Below are 25496 nucleotides of genomic sequence, written 5' to 3'. Positions count from 1 at the left end.
CACGGAAAAGGTAGTCATTCGTTGATCGAGCCGGTTACCCAATCGACGATGCGTTGGTAAGGGGCGGTGGCTAGGCTCTCCAGCAGCCGCTGAAACTGATCCGCGATATTTTCCATCGTGGCCGCCTCGAATAGTTCGGTGGAGTAACTCAACGAACCTGAAACCATCGCGCCATCATCGTTGAGTCCTAAATTGAGTTCACAGCGAGACGTGAATTGCGCTGGTACGATGGCGTCGACAGTAAGCCCAGAAAACGCTTGAACACCATCCACGGGTGCGTTATTGAGCGTCAGCATCGTTTGGAACAGCGGTTGTAGGGTGGAGCCGACCGGCCGCGCCAGTGCCTGAACGATACGCTCGAACGGTAGATGCTGATGGACGTACGCCGCCAACACCGCCGCCTTCACTTGTGCCAACAGATCGATGCCGGTGAGACCGTCGTCGAGCTGCACCCGCAACGCCAGTGTATTGACGCACAACCCCACCAACTCTTCCCATTCCTGCCGCGGTCGATTGGCGGTGGCAGAACCGATCACGACATCGGTTTGGTCGCTTAAATGCCCCATCAATGCGGCCCAGCCGGCGATCAAAATCATATATAAGGTGGCTCCTTGATCCTGCGCCAGGTGCCGCAACTGTTCGGTCAATTTCGGTGATAGTGCGAACGGTAAGCTCGCTCCCGCGAATGAGGGGACGGTGGGCCACGGCCGATCGGTCGGCAAGGCCAGCCGCGCCGGCGCTCCCGTCAGATGGCGGATCCAGAAATCCAAATGCGGTTGCGCGTCGGTGCTCGCCGCCCAGTGCCGTTGCCACGATGCAAAATCGGCGAATTGCCATGGCGGCGGTGGCAGCGGATTTGACTGTCCTTGTACGAACGCCGCATACAACGGAGCGCTTTCGCGCAGTAGAACTTTGCTCGACCAGCCGTCGCAGATAATGAAGTGATATGCCAGCAGCAGAACGTGCTCCTGATCTGCGAGCCGCAACAAGCGGGCACGCATCAGCGGACCCTTAGCGAAATCGAACGGCTCGCGCAGCGCTTGGTGCCCCACGTCTGCGATAACGTCTGTACGTTTGCTGGCGGGTACCTCGTGCCAGTCTTCGACCTGCAGTCGCAAACCGTTGTTTACGTCGTCGATACACTGCACCAGCTGACCATCGACCTCCACGAATCGGGTACGCAACGATTCATGTCGCGCTGCCAAGCAATCCAACGTCATCTGCAACGCCGACACATTGACCGGACCGTGCAATCGCAACAAGACGACCCGATGATAGGCGGTGCTGGCCTTCGGTTGCTGCCGTATTAATTCCCACAACCGTTGCTGCGCAAATGACAACGGCAACGATCGCGTCCGATCCGCGTGCGGCAGCGGGGGCAACTTGGCAGCGCCGGTGTTGCCGATCGCGCGCGCCAGTGCGATCAGCGTCGGGTGTGCGAACACATCGCGCAGTGGAATCTCACGATCGAGCAATGGGCGCAACCGTGCGACCAACTGCACGGCCAACAGCGAATGTCCACCGAGCGCAAAGAAATCATCGTAGCGGCCGACCTGAGGCACCTGCAGCAATGTTTGCCAAACCGATGCGATAGCACACTCGATGTCGCCTTGTGGTGGTTCGTAAGGCTGGCTCGCGAGCGCTGACGTGTCCGGTGCCGGTAGGGCGGCGCGATCGAGCTTGCCGTTGGGGGTGAGTGGCCAATGTTCGAGCACGACGAAAGCGCTTGGCACCATGTAGTTGGGTAAGTGCTCGTTCAGTTGTTCGCGCAACGTGGCGGCGGGTATTTCCTTACCCGGTTGGGCGATGACATACGCGATCAGCCGCCGATGGTCTGCACCCTCTGCACGCGCAACGACCACCGCCTCGCGTACGTCGGCACAGGCGAGCAACTGCGCTTCGATCTCACCCGGCTCGATACGAAAGCCACGTATCTTGACCTGAAAGTCGTTGCGTCCAAGATATTCCAGCGTGCCATCGGCGCGCCAACGGCCCAAATCGCCCGTACGATACAGTCGCGCATCGGCGTGCCGATTATATGGATCAGACACGAAACGTTCGGCCGTCAGTGCCGGCCGATTCAAATAACCGCGAGCAACGCCGGCACCGCCGATATAAATTTCGCCGGCAACACCGATCGGTACCGGTTGCCGTTCACGGTCCAATACGTACAGCTGGGTATTGTCGATCGGTCTGCCGATCGGCGGCAGCGCCGTCCATTCATTGACTTGCTCCACCAGCAAGAACGATGTCGCGACATGCGTCTCGGTCGGACCGTAGTGGTTATACAGACGGCAGCTACGCAGCTGCCGGAAGCATTGTTGGATCATCGGTTCGATACGCAACTGCTCGCCGGCCGTAATCACCGCTTGCAGGGTGGGCAGCGCCAGCTGTTGTTCAACGATAGCGTGCGCTAACGGCTTCAGTGCGGAAAATGGAATAAACAGCCGTTCAATCTGTTGTGCCCCGAGGAATGCGGCTAACGCGGAGGAGTCGCGGCGGATATCGTCATCAGGAATGAGCACCAACTCACCGCCGAAACCGATCGTCGAAAATATTTCCTGGAATGCCACATCAAATCCCAACGCGGCGAATTGCGCGGTTCGCGGACATGAGTACGCATTGGATCGGTGCTGCCAGTGCAGCAGGTTCATCAATGCCTGATGTTCCATAGCGACTCCCTTCGGTTTCCCGGTAGAGCCGGAGGTATAGATGACGTAAGCCAGGTGACTGGCGGTTAGACCGAGCGCAACGGGATCGGGGTCGTACGTGGGTTGCAATGCAAACACCGGATCGTCCAACATCAACGTAGGCCATTTTCCGACGGGCAGACGCTGACGCCGCGTAGCTTGGGTTAACAACATCGACGGAGCGCTGTCTGCCAACATGAACGCCAATCGCTCTATCGGATAACAGGGATCGATCGGCACATACGCGGCGCCGGCTTTGAGAATACCGAGGAGTCCGATGACCATTTCGACACCGCGCTCGATACATACCGCCACGCGATCGTCAGGACGAATGCCGTGCTCGATCAGATGATGCGCCAGTTGATTGGCGCGCTGATTCAGCTCGCGATAGGTAAGCGATTGCTTGTTGCAGACAACGGCCGTAGCTGTCGGTGTCTTCTGAACCTGTGTCTCGACTAACTGATGGATCAATGAATGCCGTGGATAACCCTTCACCGTGTCGTTGAAGGCTGTCAGCAACTGCGCGCGCTCTGTCGCCGGCAAAATGCTTAGGGTGTCGAGAGGTCGTTGCGATGTGTTTTCCAGCGCTTCCACCAGACCGTCGATGACGGTGTGCAAGTAGCCGACGATGCGCGCCGGCTCTACGCCTTCGCATTGGACCGTTACAGAAAATCCTGTTGGGAATTCATCCACCGAGATGGTGAAGGGATAATTCGTACGTTCTTCGCCGGCGATAATCCGCATACCGTCCATGGTCGCCGCCGGCTGTGGGTGACTATGTCGATAATTCAGCAGCGTGGTAAACAGCGGCAGCGGCGGCATCACTTGGCTGTAGCGCTGGACCAGCGCCAGCGACGCATGTTCGTGTGCCAGCAGTTCACTGATGCGTTGATAGGCCACTGCAATCGCTTTACGAACCGTCAGTCCCGACAGCGACAGGCGGATCGGCAGCGTATTGATGAATACGCCTAACGTTCGATCGACGCCTTCGATGTCCCGTGAGCGGCCTAACAACAGAGTGCCGAACACGACATCCTGACGGCCGCTACAAGCGGCGAGAACTTGGGCCCAGGCGACATGAAACAATACGCCGGGCGTAACGCCTTCTTGACGGGCGCTGTCGCGCAATCGTCGCGACAACGATTCACTCAGTGCAACCGTCGCTTCCTTTATCTGGGTGCCATTTCGCCGCACGTTGAGAATCCCGAAGGGAGCCGTGGGTTCGTCCACGTCGCCGAGTTGTTGCCGGAAGTAGGCGGCGTGCTCACTGGCCGGAACCGCCAGCGCTTGGGCAACAAAATGGCGATAGGGCAGGGGCGCGGGCAACACGTCGGATCGGCCGGCGAGCAGCGTGTGTATTTCGGCGATGATGGCTTCCAGGGTCACGTGGTCGATGACCAAGTGAGAATAGAGTAAGGCCAAGTAGTACTCGCCACTCTGCGGGTCGGCCGCGGTATACGCTTCTAAGAGTGGAGCGCGTTGTAAGTCGAGGCGTCGATGACGCGGATTGGTGTGCTGAAGTAACTGCGCCAATTCATCATTCGTCGTTGCAACGGCTAATTGATTCCGCGACAGCTGGCTTCGACGATGTACGACCTGCACCGGCCGAGACAAATCGCGCCAATGGATCGAGCTACGCAAGATGTCGTGACGATCGATGACGGCTTGTAAAGCGGCCAGAAACGCATCGAGCTTGGTCTGGCTGGCGAATGCCACCACCGAGCGCAGCAGATAGGGATCGCCTTCGCTTTCCAGCAGATGATGGAACAGCAGCCCCTCCTGCATTGGCGATAGGGGGTAGATATCTTGGATGTTGGCGAGTCCTTCCGGAATGATCGCAATGAGCCGGTCGATCTCGGTTTGAGTCAGCGTTACGAGTGGCAACAGATCGGGAGTGATGCAGGTGCAGTCACCCGGAATTCGATTGGCAGGAATTTGAAGCGTCGGCGTCGCTCCCGTGCCGGCGATGGTAGCGGCTAATTCGACTACCGTGGGTGAAGCGAAGACGCTTTTTAAATCGACGCGCAATCGCGATTGCTGCAGCAGCGGCAACTGGCGCAGTCGAACGATCAGTTGCATGGCTAACAGCGAATGCCCACCGAGCTCGAAAAAATTGTCGTGGCGGCCAACGCTCGACACGCCGAGCAGGTCTTGCCAGACCGTGGCAATCGCTAGTTCAAAATCACCTTGCGGGGGCTCGTAGGCGCGTCTCATGCCAGCGGAGACATCCGGGGCCGGCAACGCCGGGCGATCGATTTTGCCGTTGGGAGTGAGCGGCAAACGCGGAAGCACGACAAAGGCGTTGGGAACCATGTATATGGGCAATCGACTGGCTAGGTGCTCACGCAACGCCGCAATCGATACCGCTGGATGATCATGCGTGGTCAGGTAAGCGACCAGGCGCCGATCGCCGGGACTGTCTTCACGGGCGATGACGATAGCGTCGCGTATACCAGGGTAGGCGAGTAGCTGTGTTTCGATTTCGCCTAACTCGATACGAAATCCGCGGATTTTGACCTGAAAGTCATTGCGCCCGAGGAACTCGATATCGCCATTCGGCCGATGACGCGCGAGGTCCCCCGTTTTGTAGATTCTCGCCTCCGGGTCGGCAACGAATGGGTCCGGTAGGAAGCGTTCGGCGGTGAGATCGGGACGGTTCAAATAACCTCGTGCGACGCCTGCGCCACCGATATAAAGCTCGCCGACCACTCCCATCGGAACCGGTTGCCGATGCGCATCTAATATATAGATGCGCGTATTGGCGATCGGCCGACCGATGTGCGCGGCAAATCCCTGCTCCTGATCCATGGCGACCCACGTCGAATAGGTCGTGGTCTCGGAGGGGCCATAGAGGTTGCACACAGTTTTGACGCGGGTCTCGCCGAAGAGTCGGTCAACCAGCGTTTGTTTGAGCGGTTCGCCAGCGAGATTGATCGTATGGATTGTGTCGGGGATACCTTGGTGGTCGAGCAAGGCCTGGATTGCCGATGGCACGGTATTGATCAGCGTAATGACACGAGAAGGTGCGCTGGCCAACGCCAGCAGGTCGTGTCGGATATCGATGACAGCGCCGATCGAGAGCGGTACGAAGCATTCGTACACCGCCAGATCGAAGTTGAGCGATGTTGAAAATACCGTGTGGGCGAGTTCTTTCTCGGTAAACGCCGACCGTGCCCAACGGATCAAATTGACGGTGTTTCGGTGCTCGATGGCAACGCCTTTCGGAGCGCCCGTCGAGCCCGAGGTATAGATTACGTAAGCTAAGTGTTGATCCGTCAACCCCAACACCGTCGGGTCCGGGTTGTCGTGAGATTGTTGGGCGAGAGTGGTATCCGTATCTATTGCCACCACTGGGAGCGTGTGCCGAGGCAAACGATCTTTTAGCGATGCCTGCGTCAACAACCCAACCGGTGCGCTATCCTCCAGCATGAACTGCAATCGCTCTATCGGATAACTCGGATCTAGCGGCACATACGCAGCCCCCGCTTTAAGAATACCGAGGAGCCCCACCACCATGTCGAGCCCACGCTCGACACAGATCGCGACGCGATCATCAGGACGGATGCCTTGTGCGATGAAATGGTGTGCCAGTTGATTGGCGCGTCGATTCAGCTCGTGGTAGGTGAGTTCGTGTCCATCACAAATCGCCGCCATCGCGGTCGGCGACCGCTCCACTTGCACCTCGAACAATTGCTGGATCAATCGATCCCTTGGATAGTCAACGGCCGTATTGTTGAAACCGACCAGCAATTGCTCGCGCTCGCTCGGCGACAAGATGTTAATAGTGCCGATCGGTCGTTGCGGCGTATGTTCCAGCGCTTCGATCAGTCCTTCCATCGCAGTCTGCAAGTAACCGGCAATGCGCGATGGATCGATCACTTCGCATTGCACCGTCAACGCAAACCCTTGCCCGAAGTCATCCACGGAAATAGTGAACGGGTAGTGGGTGCGTTCGTCGATGCGAATGGGCTGTATGCCGTCCCACGCGGTGGCAGTGCCGGTGGCGGAGCTATGTCGGTAATTAAGCAAGGTGGTGAACAGCGGCAACGGCGGCGCGACACCGCTGCAACGTTGCGCCAGCGGCAACGGCGCCAGCTCGTGTTCTAGTAACTCGCTTAAACGACGATGCGTTTCTTGCACTATCTGCTGAACACTTCTCCCTGCCAACAACAGTCTGATAGGCAAGGTGTTCAGCAGGATTCCTACCAGCGGGTCCGCGCCCTGAGCGCCCTGCAGCCGTCCCGACAGCACGGTGCCGAACACGACGTCGTCGCGACCGCTGCAACGCGCGACGACTTGAGCCCAAGCCGCATGGAACAGCACCGCCGGCGATACGCCCGACTGACGGGCAACGCGTCGGACGCGTTGTGCCAGGGTTTCACTCAAGGGAACGGTGACAGGATCGATCTCGAACCCAGCGTCACTTGATTTCACCAAGATGCCGAAAGGCGCGGTTGGCGCATCCACATCACTCAGCTGTTTGCGAAAGAATGTCTCATGCCCTGAGACAGACACAGCCAACGCCTGCGCCACGAAATGGCGGTAGGGGAACGGTGTTGCCAGCGAATCGGCTTGCCCGGCGAGCAACTTCTGAGTCTCACCGATCATGATCTCCAGGGTAATGTGATCGACGACCAGATGATGAAACAGAAGCGCCAAATAGCACGATTCGGAAAGCGGGTCAGCTGCAAGATATGCACTTAGTAGAGGAGCGCGCTGTAGGTTGAAATCGCGACCACGCGGATTGGTAAGCGCAAGCAATTGCGCCAAAACTTGACCGGAATCCACCGGTGGCAATGCCTCGATGAGCAGTCGGGCGCGACGATGCACGACTTGTACGGGTCGATACAGTCCGTCCCAGTGAACGGAGCTGCGCAGAATATCGTGACGATCGATGATGATCTGTAGCGCCGCTAGAAAATCGTCCAGCCGGGAGCGATTGGCAAACGCCAGCACCGCACGCGACAGATAGACGTCATCCGCGTCGGTCTCCAGCAGATGATGGAACAACAAACCTTCCTGCAGTGGCGTCAGCGGATAAATATCTTGGATGTTGCTGACGCCGCCGGATACGTTGGCGACGATGGCGTCAATCTCCGTCTGCGTCAGTGATACCAGCGGTAGCAGAGCAGGGGTGATGTGGGTGCAGTCAGCGGAGATAGGATTCGGCGGCGCTAACACACGAGGGATGGCCGGCGCACTTGTCATGGCCGCTGCTAAGCCGGCCAAGGTCGGCGCATCAAAAACGGTACGAACATCGATGCACCAGCCCTGTTCCCGCAACCGTTCGATTAGCGTAACGGCTAACAATGAATGGCCACCTAGCTCGAAGAAATGATCCTGACGGCCGACGGAGGATACGTCTAGCAGATCTTGCCAGATCTCGGCGATCGCGCGTTCGATTTTCCCTTGCGGCGCTTCATAGAGGCGCGTAACTAACGCCGATGCATCCGGCGCCGGTAATGCCTTGCGGTCGATCTTACCGTTGGGTGTCAACGGTAGGCGTTCAAGAATTACGAAGGCGTTTGGGACCATGTGCTCCGGCAATCGCGGGAGCAAGTGCGCGCGCAGCGCCGCTGTCGACAACTCGGCGCCATCCTGCGCCGCCACATATGCAACCAGGCGCTTGTCCTCATGCGCCACCACCACCGCTTCGCGCACGCCGGTCGCTTTGAGTAACTGCGCCTCAATTTCGCCGGGCTCGATGCGAAAGCCACGTAACTTGATCTGAAAATCATTGCGTCCGAGAAACTCGATCGTGCCGTCTTTTCGATACCGACCGAGGTCACCGGTGCGATACAGTTTGGCGCCCGCTTGCGTGCTAAACGGATCGGGCACAAAGCGCACGGCCGCTAGTTCGGGACGGTTGAGATAGCCACGCGCAACACCGATGCCACCGATATAGATTTCACCAGCGACACCTATGGGGACTGGTTGCCGACGGGGGTCCAACACATAGGCCGACAGGTTGGCGATGGGGCGTCCAATCGGTACCCGGTCGCCAACATGATCGGCGCGACAAGGGTGGATTGTGGCGCATACCGTGGTTTCGGTCGGACCGTAGGCATTGAACAAGCGATGTCGATTTGCCCAACGCCGCGCCAATTCGGGCGCGCAGGATTCACCGGCGACAATCAGCGTCATCGGTGCGAGATCCGTATCTTCGGCGAGGGTAGTCAACACGGACGGCGGCAAGGTCAGGTGAGTAATGTGCGCGCGCTTTAGCAGGGTCAATAACGGCTCGCCCGGCTGCAACGCGTCCCGTGATGCAAGAGACAAGCAAGCGCCGTTGCTCAAGGCCATGACGATTTCCCAAACGCTGGCGTCAAAGCTAAAAGACGCGAACTGCAACACTCGACTCTCGGGAGTCACGTTGAACAACGAGACCTGCGCTTGCGCTAGATTGACTAGCCCGCCGTGGTGATTCATCACCCCCTTCGGCATGCCGGTCGAGCCCGAGGTATAGATCACATACGCCAGGTGTCGAGGCGTTACGCCGAGACTGGCCGGATCGGGATTATGCGTCGGCAGGGATGCCAACGCGGTCGCGCTATCGCGATCATCCAATACCACCACGGGGACCTGCTCCGCCGGCAGTTGTTGGCGCAACGCCGTTTGCGTCAGCAGCGCGCACGGCTGACTGTCGGCCAACAAATATGCCAGACGCTCGCGAGGATACGCGGGATCGAGTGGCACATACGCGGCGCCGGCTTTCAGGACGCCGAGCAATCCGATGATCATATCGAAGCCACGCTCGACGCAAATGGCGATTCGGTCATCCGGGCGAACACCAAGCGCCAAGAGTGCGTGGGCCACGCGATTGGCGCGGCGATTGAGTTCATTGTAAGAAAGCGTTCGATCTTCGAATGTCAGCGCCGTCGCGTCGGGTCGCGTTGCCGCTTGCGCTTCGAACAACTGGTGGATGAGTTGTTCGGGAAGGTCAAGTCGTTTCATGGCCATTCCACTCCACCAGCTGTTGCTGACGCTCTACGGCGGAAAGTAACGGCAACTCGTATATCGGTTGTGTGTCATCGGTGATCATTGCCATCAGCAGCGTCTGCAAATGCCCCACGAAGCGTTCGATAGTCTCTTGTTCGAACAGTGCGCCCGCGTACTGCAGTTCACCGGCGATGTGATCGCCGGTCTCGTTCAGCGATAACAGCAAATCGAATGAAGTCGTAGTGCGCGCCAGTTCCATCGGTGCAAGTTGTAAATCGGGCAAGGTCGCTTTCCTGTCCATCGGCGTGTTGTTCAACACCAGCGCTACCTGAAACAGTGGGCTGTGGCTGAGAGAGCGTTCCGGCTGCAAGGTTTCCACCACGTGCTCAAACGGAACGTGTTGGTGGGCAAACGCCGACAGCGTCAACGCTTTCGCTTGGCTCAGCACCTGCGCAACCGTCGCCTCGTCATCGAGCGTTATCCGCAACGCCAGCATGTTGACGAAGAACCCGATCAGCGATTCCACTTCGGGCCGTTGACGATTGGCGACCACGGTGCCGATGACGAGATCGGATTGCCCGCTGAGGCGCGCCAGTAAAATCGACCAGCCGGCGAGCAACGTCATGAACAGCGTGGTGCCGTGGCGCTGGCCCAGGGTCTTGAGCGCGCGGGTCAGTTCGACGGAGAGCGTGAAGCGGACGGCAGCGCCGGCATAACTCTGTCTTGCCGGGCGCGGATAATCGAACGGCAGTTGCAACAACGCCGGCGCGTCCGCTAATTGTCGACGCCAGAAATCGAGCGGCGTGCGGACGATGTCGGTCGAGAGCGCTTGCCGTTGCCAAACCGCGTAGTCGACGTATTGAATTGGCAGCGACGGCAACGGATCCGGTTCACCGTGCACGAACGCCGCGTAGAGCACGGACACCTCCTTAACCAGAATTCCGATCGACCAGCCGTCCGAGATGATGTGATGGTGATTGAGGTAGAGAATGTGTTCGTCGTCACCGAGCACCAGCAGGCATCCATGAATGAGCGGCCCGTTGGCGATATCGAACGGCTGACGTAGGTCGTTGCTGACCAGATGATTTACCGCGGCTTGCTGTTCCTGTGGCGTCGCATCGCGCAGATCCTGCTGCGTCAAGGTAAATCCGCACTCGGCCGGTGCGATCACTTGCCGCGGTTCGCCGCCGGCTTTAATGAAGGTTGTGCGTAACGTTTCGTGTCGTGCGACGAGTCGATTGAACGCCGCCTGTAGCGCCGGCACATTGAGCTTGCCCTGCAGCCGCAGTGCCACCGGTTGTTGATACGCGGCGCTTGCGGCTGGATCTAATTGATCGAGGAACCACAAGCGTTGTTGCGCGAACGAGAGCGGCAACGGTTGCGCGCGATCTATCGACAGAATCGGTGGCAGTACAACCCGTGTCGCCGCCGCCACGCGTTGCGCGAAACCTTGCAGCCTCGGTTCGGCGAAGAGCTCGCGCAGCTCAATGTCGACCGCCAACGTCTCGCGCAATCGGTTGATGCATTGCACGGCCAGCAGCGAATGGCCGCCGAGCTCGAAAAAATGATCCTGACGACCGACGCGATCGACGCCGAGCAATGTCTGCCAAAGGTTGGCAATAGCGATCTCGACAGCGCCGATCGGTGCTTCGTACCGTTGCTGGAGGTAAGTCGCATCGTTCGGTGCCGGCAGGGCAGTACGATCGAGCTTACCGTTGGGCGTGAGCGGGAGCGCATCGAGCACCACATAAGCCGCCGGCAGCATGTACTCTGGCAATGCCGCTGCAAGATGGGTTCGCAGATCGGCGATCGATATCGCATCATCTGTCGACGGCTGTTCTCCCTCTCCCTCCGGGAGAGGGTCGGGGTGAGGGAAGTTTGTTGTCGAAGATAGCGGCATTTCCCTCACCCCATCTCCTCTCCCGAAGGGAGAGGGGTAATAAGCACGCAATAAGTAGGCGACGAGACGCAAGTCACCGAGGTCGTTGCGTACCGTCACCACCGCCTCACGTACACCAGGGAATTTCTTCAGTTGCGCCTCGATTTCGCCAAGCTCAATCCGAAATCCGCGGATCTTTACCAGCGAGTCAGTGCGGCCGAGGAATTCGATCGTGCCGTCCGGCAAATAGCGCGCGCGATCGCCGGTTCGGTACATTCGGGCGTCGGGCGTGGCGGTGAACGGATCCGGGAGAAAACGTTCAGTGGTGAGGTCGGGTCGGTTCAGGTAACCGCGCGAAACACCGGTCCCGCCGATATAGATTTCACCGGTTGCTCCCATCGGCACCGGTTTATGTGCATCTAATATATAGATGCGCGTGTTGGCGATAGGGCGACCAATCGGCTCGATGGGTGTAGCGACACCGCTAGCGAGTATCTGTAGCCCCGTCGACCAAATCGTCGTCTCCGTCGGCCCATACAAATTCCACAGCGCCTTCACCCGTGGGCGCAGTCGTCTGGCTAGTTCCGTCGGTAACGCTTCTCCGCCACAAAGCGCCGTGAGTTGTAACGCTTGCCAACCATTCGTCATCACCTCAGCAACAACCGCAGGGTCTCCCTCCCCCCTTGTGCTGCGCATGGACGCGCGAATGTCGCGAGCGCAGGATGCGCTGGAGCAACCGGGGGAGGAAACAAGGGAGAGGGGGCTTCTTAGCGAGGAAGAGAGGAAAGGGGAACGCTCCGCCAGCAACAGTCGCCACGTCGCCGGGGTCGCTTGCATGATGGTGATAGCGAACTGCTCAATCGCCTGTATCAAGAACTCCGCATCAGCGGTATGACGTCGGTCAACAAGGACGACTTGCCCGCCATTGATTAGCGGCAGGTACCACTCGAGACCGGCGATATCGAACGACAAGGTCGTCACTGCCAACAACACGTCCTGTTGCGTTATATCGAGGGTCTCCGAGAAGTGACGTAGAACGTTTACGACGGATGCGTGGTCGACCATCACTCCCTTGGGTTGTCCCGTGGAACCCGAGGTGTAGATGACATAGGCGAGAGGTGATGCGGTAAGACCGGACTTCACATCCGGATTGGTGTCCGGCTGCTGCAGGAATCTATCGGCTGCATCCAACGCTACCACCGGCACAGTGACTTTCGGCAAGCGGTTACACAACGCGGATTGCGTCAGCACTATCGTCGGTGCGCTATCCGCCAGCATGAATGCCAATCGCGCCTCGGGGTAACTCGGATCGAGCGGCACATAGGCGGCGCCGGCTTTGAGGATACCGAGCAGACCGATCATCATGTCGAAACCGCGTTCGACATAGAGTGCGACGCGGTCGTCAGAACGAATACCGAAGGACAAGAGTGCATGCGCCACTTGATTGGCGCAACGATTGAGCTCGCCATAACTAAGGCGCTCCCCCTCGAACACCACAGCGGTGGCTAATGGTGTCCGCTCGACTTGGGCCTCGAATAACTGATGGATCAATTGACCCTGCGGGTAATTTACCGCGGTCTCGTTAAATCGGATCAGCAGTTGCTCACGCTCGCTCAACGGCAAGATGCTGAGAGTATCGAGGAGTTGCTGCGGCGCATGCTCCAATGCGTCCACCAGTCCTTCGATAGCGGTGTGCAAATAACCGGCGATGCGCGCTGGTGCAATCGCTTGGCATTGAACCGTCAACGAGAATCCGGCGGCGAAATCATCGACGGCGATGGTAAATGGATAGTGCGTACGTTCCTCGCTGGCGAGCAAGCGCACGCCTTCCCAAGCCGACATAGCGGCCGCGGAAGGGTCGCTATGCCGATAGTTCAACAGCGTGGTAAACAGCGGCAGCGGCGGTGCCACTCGACTGCAGCGTTGCGCAAGCGCTAGCGGCGCATGCTCGTGCGCCAGTAGCTCGCCTAGACGTTGGCGCATTTGCTGAACCGCTTCACTGACGCTGTATTTGGCCGCCAGCGAGAATCGAATTGGCAGCGTATTAAGCACTACGCCGAGTATCCGATCGTTACCTTCCATACCGTGGGAACGTCCTAGTAGCACGGTGCCGAAGACGACGTCATCCTGGCCACTGCAAGCGGCAACGACCTGAGCCCAGGCCAAATGAAATAACACCGCCGGCGTGACACGGTGTCGTCGGGCGCTATCGCGCAAGCGCTGTGACAGCGTTTCCGGCAACGCAACCGTAGTTTCTTTTATATGAGCACTATCTCCCGGTACGTTGAGTAGACCAAAGGGGGCAGTTGGTGCATCGATATCACCGAGTTGTTGCCGGAAATACGCTTCCTGTTCGGTTGTCGGAAGCGCGAGAGTTTGGGCAACAAAATTTCGATAGGGTAGCGGTGTCGGCAGCCGATCGGACTTTCCGGCAAGCAGCATCTGCGTCTCGTCAATAACGACGCCCAACGTCACTTGGTCGCATACCAAGTGCGAATAGAGCAACGCTACGTAGCACTGCCCGTTCTTCGGATCTGTCACCGTATACGCCTGCAGCAGCGGCGCGCGTTGTAAGTCGAGACGCTTGTGGTGATCGGTGTGGTGCTGTAACAGCGTCAGTGCATCGTCCGATGCGGTTGCCGTTAGCTCTTTCACCGACAGCTGCGCTTGGCGATGCACCACTTGCACCGGTCGAGACAGGCCGCGCCAGTGAATCGAGCTGCGCAGGATGTCATGACGATCAAGCACGGTTTGCCACGCCGCCAGAAAACTTTCTAATCGGTTCCGGTTGTCGAAGGTCAGCACCGAGCGCAGCATGTAGATGTCTCTCTCGGTTTCCATCAAGTAATGGAAAAGAAATCCTGCCTGCAGCGGCGACAGCGGGTAGATGTCCTGAATGTCGGCGACGCCTTCGGGGACATCTGAAACAATCCGGTCGATCTCTGCTTGTGTCAGCGATACCAGCGGTAATAAATCGGGAGTGAGGGCGGTACAGTCGACGGGAATCCGATTGGGCGGCACTTGAAAAGTCGGCTTGGTAGCGTCGCCGGCGATGACCGCCGCCAGCCCAGCCACCGTGGGCGCAGAAAACACGGCGCCCGCGTCAATCGTCAGCCCTTGTTGTTCCGACGCCGGCAATTGACGTAGTCGTGCAATCAGTTGCACGGCCAACAACGAATGGCCGCCGAGTTCGAAGAAGTTATCGTGGCGGCCGATGGTCTCGATATTGAGCAGCTCCTGCCAAACCGCGGCAACGGCACGCTCGAGATGACCTTGCGGTAATTCGTAAGGGCGGGTCACGCGTGCCGATGCATCGGGCGCCGCTAACGCCTGGCGATCCAGCTTACCGTTGGGCGTGACGGGTAGCGCGTCGAGCGCCACATAAGCGGTGGGAAGCATGTACTCAGGCAGCCGACTGGCGAGGGCATTGCGCAATTCATGAGGATCGAGTTTCGTTACCACGTATGCCACCAATTGCTTATCGCCCGGGCGATCTTCCCGCGCAACGACAACAGCCTCGTGCACATCCGGCAGCGCGCCGAGGGCGGCCTCGATTTCGCCGAGCTCGATACGCGCGCCGCGTATTTTTACTTGATGATCTCGCCGCCCCAAGAAATCGATCACGCCATTGGCACGGTAACGCCCCAGATCGCCGGTGCGATAGCAGCGCTTCCCGGGCGCGAACGGATTCGGCACGAATGATTCGCGGGTCTTCTCGGGATCATTTAAGTAACCGCAACCGACGCCGACACCGCCGACATAAATTTCTCCGGCTACGCCGATCGGGACCGGTTGAAGATATTTATCGAGGATAAAAAGTTGGTTATTCGGCGTAGGACGTCCGATGGGAATCGTGCTGTTATCGTCGGGTCGAGTAGTTATCGGATGGAACGCGACATCGTCCGAACATTCCGCCGGCCCATAGACATTCATCAGGGGAATACCGGGGAAGCGCTCGAACCAGTCTTGGGTCAACGTCAGCGGCAATGCCTCACCGGTCGGTATCATCCAACGCAATGACGAGAGCGATGCATTTTGCGGACATAGATCGAGGAGGTGACGTAGCTGGCTTGGCACCGTTTCTAGTAGCGTGATTTTTTCTTGCTCGATCACTTCGATCAGACGCAACGGATCGAGCACCGCGGTATCGGATAGGATATGGGTTACACCACCGGCCAACGGCGCCGTGAGCATCTGCCAGATAAAAATATCGAACGAGGGAAAGGCCGTTTGCGCTAGGCGATCGGCTTCGGTAATTTCCAGCGTAAGAATTTTACCGAGCATGTGATTCACCATGCCGCGCTGTTCAATCATGGCCCCCTTGGGTTTACCGGTAGAGCCAGAGGTGAAGATCACGTAGGCAAGATCCTGCGGCGTTGCTGATACCGGTAAATCGACGATTGCTGCTTGCATCAACAATGTTTCAGCGATCAGGATGGTTGGCGGCGTCTTGAGATCGCGCAGGACTTCCTTAAGCCAACCGCTCGCCGACTCGGATACCAGCAATGTGGTGGTTCCGCTCGATTGCAGTATCTCGCGCAAACGCTGGGGCGGATGATTGACGTCGAGCGGCAGAAACGCCGCACCGGCTTTGAATACGCCGATCATCATGCCCATCAAGGCAAAGTCGCGTTTACCCAGTAGGGCGACTAAATGATTAGAGTCGACGCCGGCGTCGCGCAGTCCTTGCGCAATTCGATGGGCGCGTTGATCGAGCTCGCGGTACGTGAACGATTCCCCATTGCAGACCGCTGCCGCGCGATCAGGGTGTTGCGCGACTCGGCGGGCAAACAGAGTGGCGTAGGTCTGATCCAGCGGAAAGTCGTGATCGCTGCGATTCCATTCAACCAGAAGTTGCGCGCGTTCGGTCGCGCTGAGCAACGGTAGATCGGCAACGCAAGCTTGGGGATTCTGTAGGATTGCTTCGCACAGATTAACAAAGTGCCCCACCATTCGCGTGATGGTCGAACGATCGAACCGATCGGCGTTGTACTTGAGGGTGCCAAGCAGTCCGCCCTGAAACTCGATCATCTCCAAGTCCAGTTCGCTTTGGTTTTCCTGCTGTGCCAGATCGTAGTGCTCGAGTTCCAGGCTCCCCCAATGAAAGCGCTCGCTCGTCAAACTGGCGCTCGCGCCGGTACGCTGCGCCTGCTGCAGCAGGAAGAACGCCTGACCAAACGGCAAATAGCTCGGATCTCGTCGGGGATGTAGACGGTTTACCAGTAACGCAAACGGATAATCCGGGTGGTCGAGGGCGCGCAACACGGTCTGGCGTACGCGCTCGATGAAATCGACAAAGCGGGGATTGGCGGCCAAATCCGCTTTGAGCACGATAGGGTTGACGAAGTAACCGACGATATCGAGATCTTCCGCCGTGCCTCGTCCGGCGGTGACCGAACTGACCGAGAATTTCTCTTGCCCGGTATAGCGATATAGCAAGATCTGATAAACCGCGAGTAACCAGACGAAGAGCGACGTCTGGCAGGATCGCGCCTGTTGTTTGATGCGCGTCGTTAACTGGGGTGTCAGCGTGAATTTGTACGATGCACCGCGCCGTGATTTTTCCGAGGATGGCGGCCGATCATGCGGCAAGTCCAGCAGCGCTGGCACGTCAGTCAACTCATCGCGCCAGAACGACCACAGCTGCTCGCCACGCTCGCTCGCAAGCATCGCTTCCTGGCGTTGCACATAGGCTTCGTATGAACCGGGTAACGATGGCAGCGTCGCAGGAACAGCCGTTGCCTCCGCGGTATAGAGTCGCCCGAGCTCATCCAATGTGATCCACATCGACCAGCCGTCGTAGACGATGTGATGCACGGTCAACAGCAGCACGTGATCGTCGCCGGCGCGGCGAAATAGTGCGATCCGAGCGAGCGGACCGCGCTCCAGGTCGAACGGCTGACGGTAGGCATGATCCACTCGCTGACGCAGTGCCGCGTCGTCCATGCCTGAAACGTTGACGACGGTGAAGTCGATGGTCTGCTGTGCGGCGATCCTCTGAACCAACCGACCAGCCTCCATCCGGAAAACGGCGCGCAACAGCGGATGACGATCGATGAATTGCTGGCACGCGCGGCGCAATGCCGCGACGTCGAACTCGGAATGCAAATGCAAGGCAAGCGCCACGTGGAAAGCGGAGCTCGCGGGATCGGCATAGCGCTGGAACCACATTCCCTCTTGCGCGCTGGACACCGGCCATACTCGGTCCTGATTGGCATTATTGCGCAGAAGTCGGGCGAGCAATTCACGCCGTTGCTGAGGGGTTAGAGCGTCGAGAGACGGCGGAATGGTGTTCGTTGGCATGACTCTTAATCCCTCACCAACGTGTCAGATCTGGATAGAAATCGGGTATCGGTATCCACCCGCTTTTTCCGGCGCGGTCGAAGACATATTTCCCCAACGCCACGTCGAGAATGCCGAGCCCAAACGGCGAAAATATCGTCGGTTTGGATTTCGCCGACTTGCAGGTGTCACGCATCACGTCGTAGAGGGTGCCGGTCACGAACGACCGATTACCCAGCAATTGTTCCGCGAGATGAGGAGACGTATTGGCGGTTAAACAATGTTCCACGTCGTCTAGGATATTGTTGGAAACGATGATCACGTCTGGACTCAAATCGCGTAGCGAGACGTTGAGCACGAGGGGATGATGCGAAAATAAATCCAAATTCTTTACATAAGGCTCTAACGCCGTCGTGGCAAACGTTATCAATTCGCAGTTTTGGATTAGTTCGTCATGATCGACGCAAATAGAAACGACGCCGTCATTGCGTTTCTCGATGTAGTTCTTGAACGCCTCGCTATATTTTCCTACTGAGTCATAGAGGCACAGACGATCGAAATGCCAGCCATCGTCAATAAAAAAATCGAAAATTTCACGAGCGATTATTCCGTTACCGATAAACCCGGCACAGGAAACTTTTTTGCCGCCGCCCAATAGCCGGGCAGCGAGCACCGCCGATGCCGCGGTACGCGCCGCGCTGATAATCGAGCCTTCGAGACAGGCGAATGGATAACCCGTGTCGATATCGTTCAGCAGCAGCGCGGCGGAGGCGCGCGGTATTCCGCGCTCGATATTGCCGGGAAAGCTGGATATCCACTTGACGCCCGCCACGTTGGTGGCGCCCTTTAAGTAGGCGGGCTTGGCGATGATCCGGCAATTGGGTTTTTCCGGGAAATGGAGAAAACTGCTCGGTGGATCGACGGAATCGCCATTGCCGTGGGCGATGTACGCGTCTCGCACTAGTGAAATGATCTCGCGTCTGTTGCTGCGAATTATTTTTTGAGCCACTTTACCGCCGACGACGTGAAAGCCGATGTCGGAAGGTTCGTCATGAACATCGGTTCCTCCACGGTTTGTTCGTTGCTCGCGCATCAATTGCATAAATCCACTACGTGCGGAAACTTTTCTTGAACCCACACATCATCGTAAATAGTGTCGATATAGTGTTCGCCCAGATCCGACGATATCGCTACGACGGTCGCATCGCGCGGCAAACGAGATTTGTAGCGCATAACTCCCGCCACCACGGTCCCGGTTGAGCCTCCCGCTAATATTCCACAGGTGTCCCGCAATCGGCGACACATCGCCACCGTCTCTGCTTCCGGGATCATCACTACGTCATCGACCAACGCCGGATCGAAAATCTCGGGACGACGACTGGCACCGATACCGGGGATGTGTCGTTTCGCGGGAGCAAAACCAAAGGTCACCGATCCGACGCTATCGACACCGATGACGCGCGTATGCGGGCTGTGCTGCTTCATGTACTCGGCACAGCCCATGAGCGTGCCGGAACTTCCAGTCCCAACGAATAAATAATCTAAATTTTGGAACTGCCGGTGAATCGCGGCCGCGGTATAAATTCGGTGCGCGTCTTTATTGACCGGATTGGCATACTGATTTGTCCAAACCAAGGAAGGATCTTTGCTGAGCAGCGACTCGATAAGACGTATTCTTGTTCTCAGATACCCGCCATTTTCATCTCTCTCTTTTACGACGATTACCTCGCCACTATAAGCGGCGATCAAACGTAAATTGTGGGGAGACGCATTCGGATCCGTTACGCAGGTGAATGGATAGCCGTTAACTTTACTGACGATGGCTAACGCCACGCCGAGATTGCCGGACGACGATTCAATGATGCGACTGTTCGGCGTCAGTATTCCTCGCCGTTCCAAATCTTGAACGAAGGCGAGCGCCGGTTTCAGCTTAATCGACCCCGCTAGATTGAAACACTCGAGCTTGAGATAGATCTGAAGATCTTGTTCCAGCTTTTCGAGCGAGACGAAGACGTCGTCGAGAATGACTTCGCAGGGGTTTTTATACAGCATCGAAATGTATAACCCTCTTAAGCTTCTGTGCGCAGTTTTTCCAACAGACGATAAACTTCTTCGTCGGTCAACCTGTCGATCTTGGTCTGTGTAAATATTGCTTGCGTGTTTTCAGTGCCGAACTGATCGGATTGCGGGGTCGCTTTCATCGCCGTGCTGGGTACGGGTGGCAACGCCGACGTTTTCGTGCCGGTTAGAGGTATCCGGGATACCAAATGTCTTGCCAATTGTTGGAGGCTGCTGCCTTTCATCAATTCGATGATGGAGACTTTGACGCCGATTTTTTTCTCGATCGCCATTTGCAGTTCCATCGACAGCAGCGAGTCCAATCCCAAACTCAGCAGTGAATGCGAGCGATTGATTCGCTCCGGTGCGAGCTTCATTGTTTGCGACGCAAGATCCATTACTATCGCTAGCACCGCCTCATCGCGTTCCGCCGGTGCAAGTTCGGTCAAATGACCAAACAGCGTTCGGTTCTGTGAGAGAGCATTGTCCCGTTCCTGATCCGCCAGCAGATGCCGATAGCGTGGCGAGGTGGCCCACGTCGGATAGAGCTCCCCCCATAAACGCCAATCGATGGTGCAGGCGCCGAGCTGAGCGCGATTCCAGCGGAGAATCTTTTCTAAAATTTTCAGCGCCCGCGGTGGCGTAAACGAACCAACACCGGCGCGCTGGAAGTACTGTTGCACCCCCTTATGACGTGACGCCATGCCAACCTGATTCAGCGCTCCCCAGTTGATGGAGATTGCCGGCAAATTGCGCGCGCGCCGATAGTGCGCCAAGGTGTCGAGAAACGTGTTGGCCATGACATAGCTCGCCTGTCCAGGACTGCCGAGCAACGACGCAATCGATGAGAACAGGACGAAGTAATCGAGCGGAAGATCGAGAGTGCAGCAATGCAGGTGCCATGCGCCGGCCGCTTTCGGTTGCATCACGTCTTTCACGTGCTGGCGATCGAGTTGACTTATCGGGCCATCGTCCAAAACCGCAGCGGTATGAAAGATGCCGCGCAACGGCGGCATGTCGGCGGTGAGCTGCGCGATAAGTTGTTGCACGTGCGTTTCATCGGCGACATCGACCGCGGCGGTCCACACATTAGCGCCCGCGCGTCGCAATGCGTTTACGGCATTGACGGCTTCCGGCGTGCCGGCGCCGCGTCGTCCGACGAGCGCGAGATGGCGTGCGCCGTGGCGGATCAGCCAACGAGAAATTTTCAATCCGAAACCGCCGAAACCACCGGTAATAAGATAAGTCGCATCAGCGCGGAATAGGGGGACGTCAGCAGGGGCAACGGTCGTCGTGTCCAAATCTTGGCGGCGTTTGCGCACGAGACGGGGAACGTAACGTTCACCGTCGCGCCAAGCGACTTCTTCTTCGTCGCTGTTCGCTACTATCTCCTGCGCCAGCGTCGTTGCCGCATCGGCGCTGTCGTCGATATCGATCGCGCGAAAACGCCGTTCGCCGTACTCGTTGATGGCGACACGCACGAGACCCACCAGCGACGCTTGCGCCACCGACAGCTCGGATTCTTGCGGGCGGACCGGTTGTGCTAAACGCGTAACAACGATGAAGCGTCGAGGTGAAGCATCACGGCCTTTGACAAGGTTTTGAATTAAGTTGATGGCAGCGATCGTGTAGGGCGAGGGCGCGACGTTTGGATCGGTCGCATCAGCGTCGATTCCACAGCAATAAACAATGCCTTCCAGGCCGAGAGGCGCGGTTTCTTGCAAAAGCCTCTCGATGTCGTCTTTGTCATTGGGACGCATCGAATAACGAGCGGCGCTATCGCGGTGGAATGTTGTCCCTGAGCGCACGCGAATGACGGTTTGATCGCCATGGGTCTCGAGTTTGGGGATCAGTTCTTCTGCGACACCAGTGTTATCTTCGAATACCAGCCAGCGTCCGGCGTTGATCGGCGCATCAACAGTAGCCGCCCGCTGCCACGCGAACTCATATAACCAGTTGCCGCTTTCGATCAGCGCGTCGTGATCGCGCCTCGTCAGGGCCTGCGCGCGAATGCCGGTCAACTGCGCAACGATAGCGCCGGTTTCATCGAAGACTGTCAGGTCACCTTCAATCGCGTCATCGATTTTTTTCGTTCGCCTGCCGTAGCACCAAAAGTTGTTGCTCGGCGCATGAAGGAAGCGCACCCGTTGTATGCGCACCGGCACATAGAGATTGTCGTCGTCTTCGAGATGGAGCGTTGCCAGCAAGGTTTGGAAGCCGGCGTCGAGCAAGGTGGGGTGTAAGTGGTGTTGATATTCCTGGAGGGCCAGCGACGCGTGTCCTTCAATGTGAGCGAGGACGTCGTTGTGTTCGTCGTCGTGCCACAGGCCGCGTATCGCTTGAAAATACGGACCGTATTCAAGACCGCGTCGGCGCATATCGGCATAGTGATCTCCGGGGTCGATCGGTAACGTGAGCCGGGTTTGCAGTTCAGCCAGTGAAATCGTTTCGGTGTCTGCCTCTTTTATCGACGCCAACCGGCCGCGTGCATGTAGCGCCCAGTTGGCTCCTTCTGCCTGACTATAAATCGAAAAATTCTGCGTCGATTCTTCGTAGGTAACAAAAAGATTGGGTTCTTGATGTGGTTCAAGGATAAGCGCTTTGTGAAACTCAAGATCTTCGAGCGCTGCTTGCATGTGCCCGCTAGCGACGCGATGAACGGCAAGCCCGATTTCGACATAGGCGGCGCCTGGCAGAATCACCAAGCCATCGACGCGATGATCTTCGAGGTAGGGCAGGAGGTTTTTATTTAGTCGGTTGGTCCAATACGGGACCGGGCCGGCCGAGCGCCATCCTAGTAGCGGGTGCTCCATGGAGCCGAGGCGATCGAAACGAGCCTCTTCCGTTTCGCGCCAGTAGGTTTCGCGCTGCCAGGGGTAGGTCGGCAGACGAACATACTTGCCGCCGCTCAAGTAGAACCGGCTCCAGTCCACCATGCCGCCCGCAGTATAAAGTTGGGCCAACGCCATATATAAGGTATGTCGCTCCGACTGCTCTCGCCGTAGCGACGCCAATACCACGCCATCGGTGGCATGTTGTGCCAGGCACTCTTTTATAGAATTCGACAATACCGGGTGTGGGCCTACCTCAAGGAATACACGATGACCCTCGTGGATCAGGCTATCCATTGCGCGCGCGAAGTACACGGGCTCGCGCATGTTTTGGCCCCAATAGGCGGCGTCGCCCACGCCTGATACCGCGCGCGCGCCGGTTACGGTGGAATAGAACGGAACGGTGGGGGAGCTGGGATTCAAATCCCCCAGTGATTCGAACAACGCCGGTACCAGCGGATCCATGTAAGCGCTGTGATAGGCCACTTCGACTTGCAGCAAGCGGTTGAAGGTTCCTTGGCCATTCAACATCGTTGCGATCTGCTGCAACTCGCCGGGGTCGCCGGCCAAGGTGACGGACTCCGGTCCGTTGACGGCGGCGAGACAGACGTTCCGATGTTGCTGCAACAGCGGCGCCGCCTGCGCTTGCGAAATACCTGCCGCCAGCATGGTGCCTAAACCAGCCGCTTGTTGTTGCAAGCGGCTGCGGTGATAAACGACTCGGATGGCTTTTTCTAAATCGAGAATACCGGCGACATGCGCTGCCGCCACTTCACCCACGCTGTGGCCGATGATAGCGGCAGGTTCAACGCCCCATGAACGCCACAACGCCGCCAGCGCAACCTGAAGGACGAAGTTGGCCGGCTGGGCGACTTGCGTTTGCGTCATGCGCGAACGGTTCTCGTCCACGGTCAATTCAGCGAGAATCGACCAACCTGCTAGTCGTTGAAACAATTCGTCGCACGCTTCGGCCACGCGCCGAAATTCGGGCGCGTGTTGCAACAACTCGCGACCCATTGCCCACCATTGCGGACCCATGCCGGTGAACACAAAGACCGGCTTCTGACCCGTGAAGGAAGACGTTCCGCTGGCAATACCTTCTGCCGGTGTTCCCGCGACGAACGATTGCAATTGCTGACACATGGCTTCCGCAGACTCCGCCACCAGCGCGACCCGACGCTCATGATGGCCGCGACGCAGCGCGGCGGAGTAGCAAAGGTCGCGAAGTCGCGGCGCATCCGGTTGCTGTAATCGCGCGTGATACGCCCGCGCCAGATCGGTGAGTGCCGGCTTGTCGCGTGCCGACAGCGGTAACAGATAAAACGTTTCTCGTGTTTCTTCAGCGGCGCGCACCGCCGACACTGCTGGCGCTTCCTGCAGGACGGCGTGCGCGTTGGTGCCGCCATAGCCGAAGGAATTGATGGCAATACACGCAGGACCTTCACCGTCAGGCATGGGCTCTGTCTGCAGCGGTAAGCGCAGTCCAAGCTGCTCGAATGGAATCGCCGGATTAGGCGCGTTGAAATTCGCGAGCGGCGGAATTTGCCGATGTTGCAGGCACAACGCCGACTTAATGACGCCGGCGATGCCGGCCGCGGCTTCGAGATGGCCGATGTTGGCCTTAACCGATCCCACGGGACACGCTTCGTGCGGTGCCCGGTCTTTACCGATGACGGCACCGAGCGCCGCCGCTTCGATCGGATCGCCGACCGCGGTGCCGGTACCGTGTGCCTCGACATAACGAATGGCGCGCGGAGACAATTTCGCCTGCGCACACACTCGGCGGATTAATGTTTCCTGTGCGACGCGATTGGGAACGGTGATGCCATCGGTGCGACCATCTTGATTGACGCCGGTGGCGCGCACCAACGCGTAAATCGCGTCGTTGTCGTTCAGTGCATCGCTAAGTCGTTTCAAAACGACGATGCCGGCGCCTTCGCCGCGTCCATAGCCATCGGCGCGCGCATCGAAGCTCTTGCAGCGGCCATCCGGCGACAAGAAACCGCCTTTGCACATGGCGATGGGAAATTCCGGACGCAGCATGACGTTAACGCCGCCCGCGAGTGCGAGCACACACTCACCTGACGCCACCGCCCGAAAGGCATGATGCAGCGCCACCAGCGACGAGGAACAAGCGGTGTCCATGGTCATGCTTGGACCGCGCAGATCAAACAGGTAGGAGAGGCGGTTGGATAAAATGGTCGCCGTAATGCCGACCGCGGTATGCTGATCGATCGCGTGTCGATTGAGCGGATTGAGCTGCGTCAGCAGATAATCAAGCGCGAAGGCGCCGATATAGACGCCCGTCTCGGAACCCGCGAGATGTGCCGGAACTAAGCCCGCATCCTCGATAGCTTCCCAAGCAACCTCGAGCAACAAGCGTTGCTGTGGGTCAAGATCTTCCGCTTCTCGTGGAGAGATTCCGAAAAACGCGGCATCCAATTGGTCGATTCGATGTTGTAAGAATCCACCCGCCCGGAAATACAACTTCCCTGATTTTTTAGGATCGGGATCGTAGAAGCGAGCGCTATTCCATCGATCCGGCGGCACGTCGATGATGGTATCGCCACCTCGTGCTAACAGATCCCAAAAGCTTGAAGGACTATCTACTTTCCCGGGAAATCGGCAACCGATACCTATGATCGCTACGGGGGCATCTGCCGAATAAGATCTATCCACATTCTGTCCTCAGCGACCTATACAAAGGCTTTACGTTTTTATTGGCTGAAAAAGAACAGAGGCGAACCTCGGTTCTCGGACAACTGAGATTCCCTTCGTGGACTACCGTCTCTAAGTCGCTTCAATTGAAGCGTTACA

Annotated in this window: 5 protein-coding genes; all 5 read right to left on the bottom strand. The window is 57.8% G+C overall.

All coding sequences use genetic code 11. The annotated features are described in order from the left end of the window. Positions 1-14: 14 nt before the first annotated feature. The 5 genes from HY308_08820 to HY308_08800 are packed head-to-tail and all read right to left on the bottom strand — an operon-like array spanning position 15 to position 25358. On the bottom strand, positions 15-9644 hold the full coding sequence (locus HY308_08820; protein MBI3898385.1) for an amino acid adenylation domain-containing protein: 9630 nt from the start codon (positions 9642-9644) through the stop codon (positions 15-17). Then, complete coding sequence (locus HY308_08815) at positions 9631-17811, bottom strand: amino acid adenylation domain-containing protein (protein MBI3898384.1); 8181 nt, start codon at positions 17809-17811, stop codon at positions 9631-9633. Before HY308_08815 ends, HY308_08820 begins: the two co-directional genes overlap by 14 nt. Positions 17812-17824: 13 nt before the next feature. Further along, positions 17825-18883, bottom strand: coding sequence for a 2,3-diaminopropionate biosynthesis protein SbnB (gene sbnB, locus HY308_08810; GenBank protein ID MBI3898383.1), 1059 nt, complete (start codon positions 18881-18883; stop codon positions 17825-17827). Next, a complete protein-coding gene (gene sbnA / locus HY308_08805) occupies positions 18883-19842 on the bottom strand; it encodes a 2,3-diaminopropionate biosynthesis protein SbnA (GenBank protein ID MBI3898382.1) in 960 nt (319 codons plus the stop codon). The genes sbnB and sbnA overlap by 1 nt, the downstream gene beginning before the upstream one ends. 17 nt (positions 19843-19859) lie before the next feature. Next, positions 19860-25358: an SDR family NAD(P)-dependent oxidoreductase gene (locus HY308_08800; GenBank protein MBI3898381.1), complete on the bottom strand. Its 5499-nt coding sequence runs from the start codon at positions 25356-25358 to the stop codon at positions 19860-19862. Between the last annotated feature and the right edge of the window lie 138 nt (positions 25359-25496).

The organism is Gammaproteobacteria bacterium (assembly GCA_016199745.1).
GTDB lineage: Bacteria > Pseudomonadota > Gammaproteobacteria > Acidiferrobacterales > Sulfurifustaceae > JACQFZ01.
This window is presented reverse-complemented; position numbering and strand designations above follow the sequence as displayed.

What these genes read in the sequence shown, in the direction of transcription:
- sbnA (MBI3898382.1), bottom strand. Translation starts at nt 19,842, where the DNA reads ATGCTGTATAAAAACCCCTGCGAAGTCATTCTCGACGACGTCTTCGTC.
- HY308_08815 (MBI3898384.1), bottom strand. Translation starts at nt 17,811, where the DNA reads ATGCCAACGAACACCATTCCGCCGTCTCTCGACGCTCTAACCCCTCAG.
- HY308_08820 (MBI3898385.1), bottom strand. Translation starts at nt 9,644, where the DNA reads ATGAAACGACTTGACCTTCCCGAACAACTCATCCACCAGTTGTTCGAA.
- sbnB (MBI3898383.1), bottom strand. Translation starts at nt 18,883, where the DNA reads ATGCGCGAGCAACGAACAAACCGTGGAGGAACCGATGTTCATGACGAA.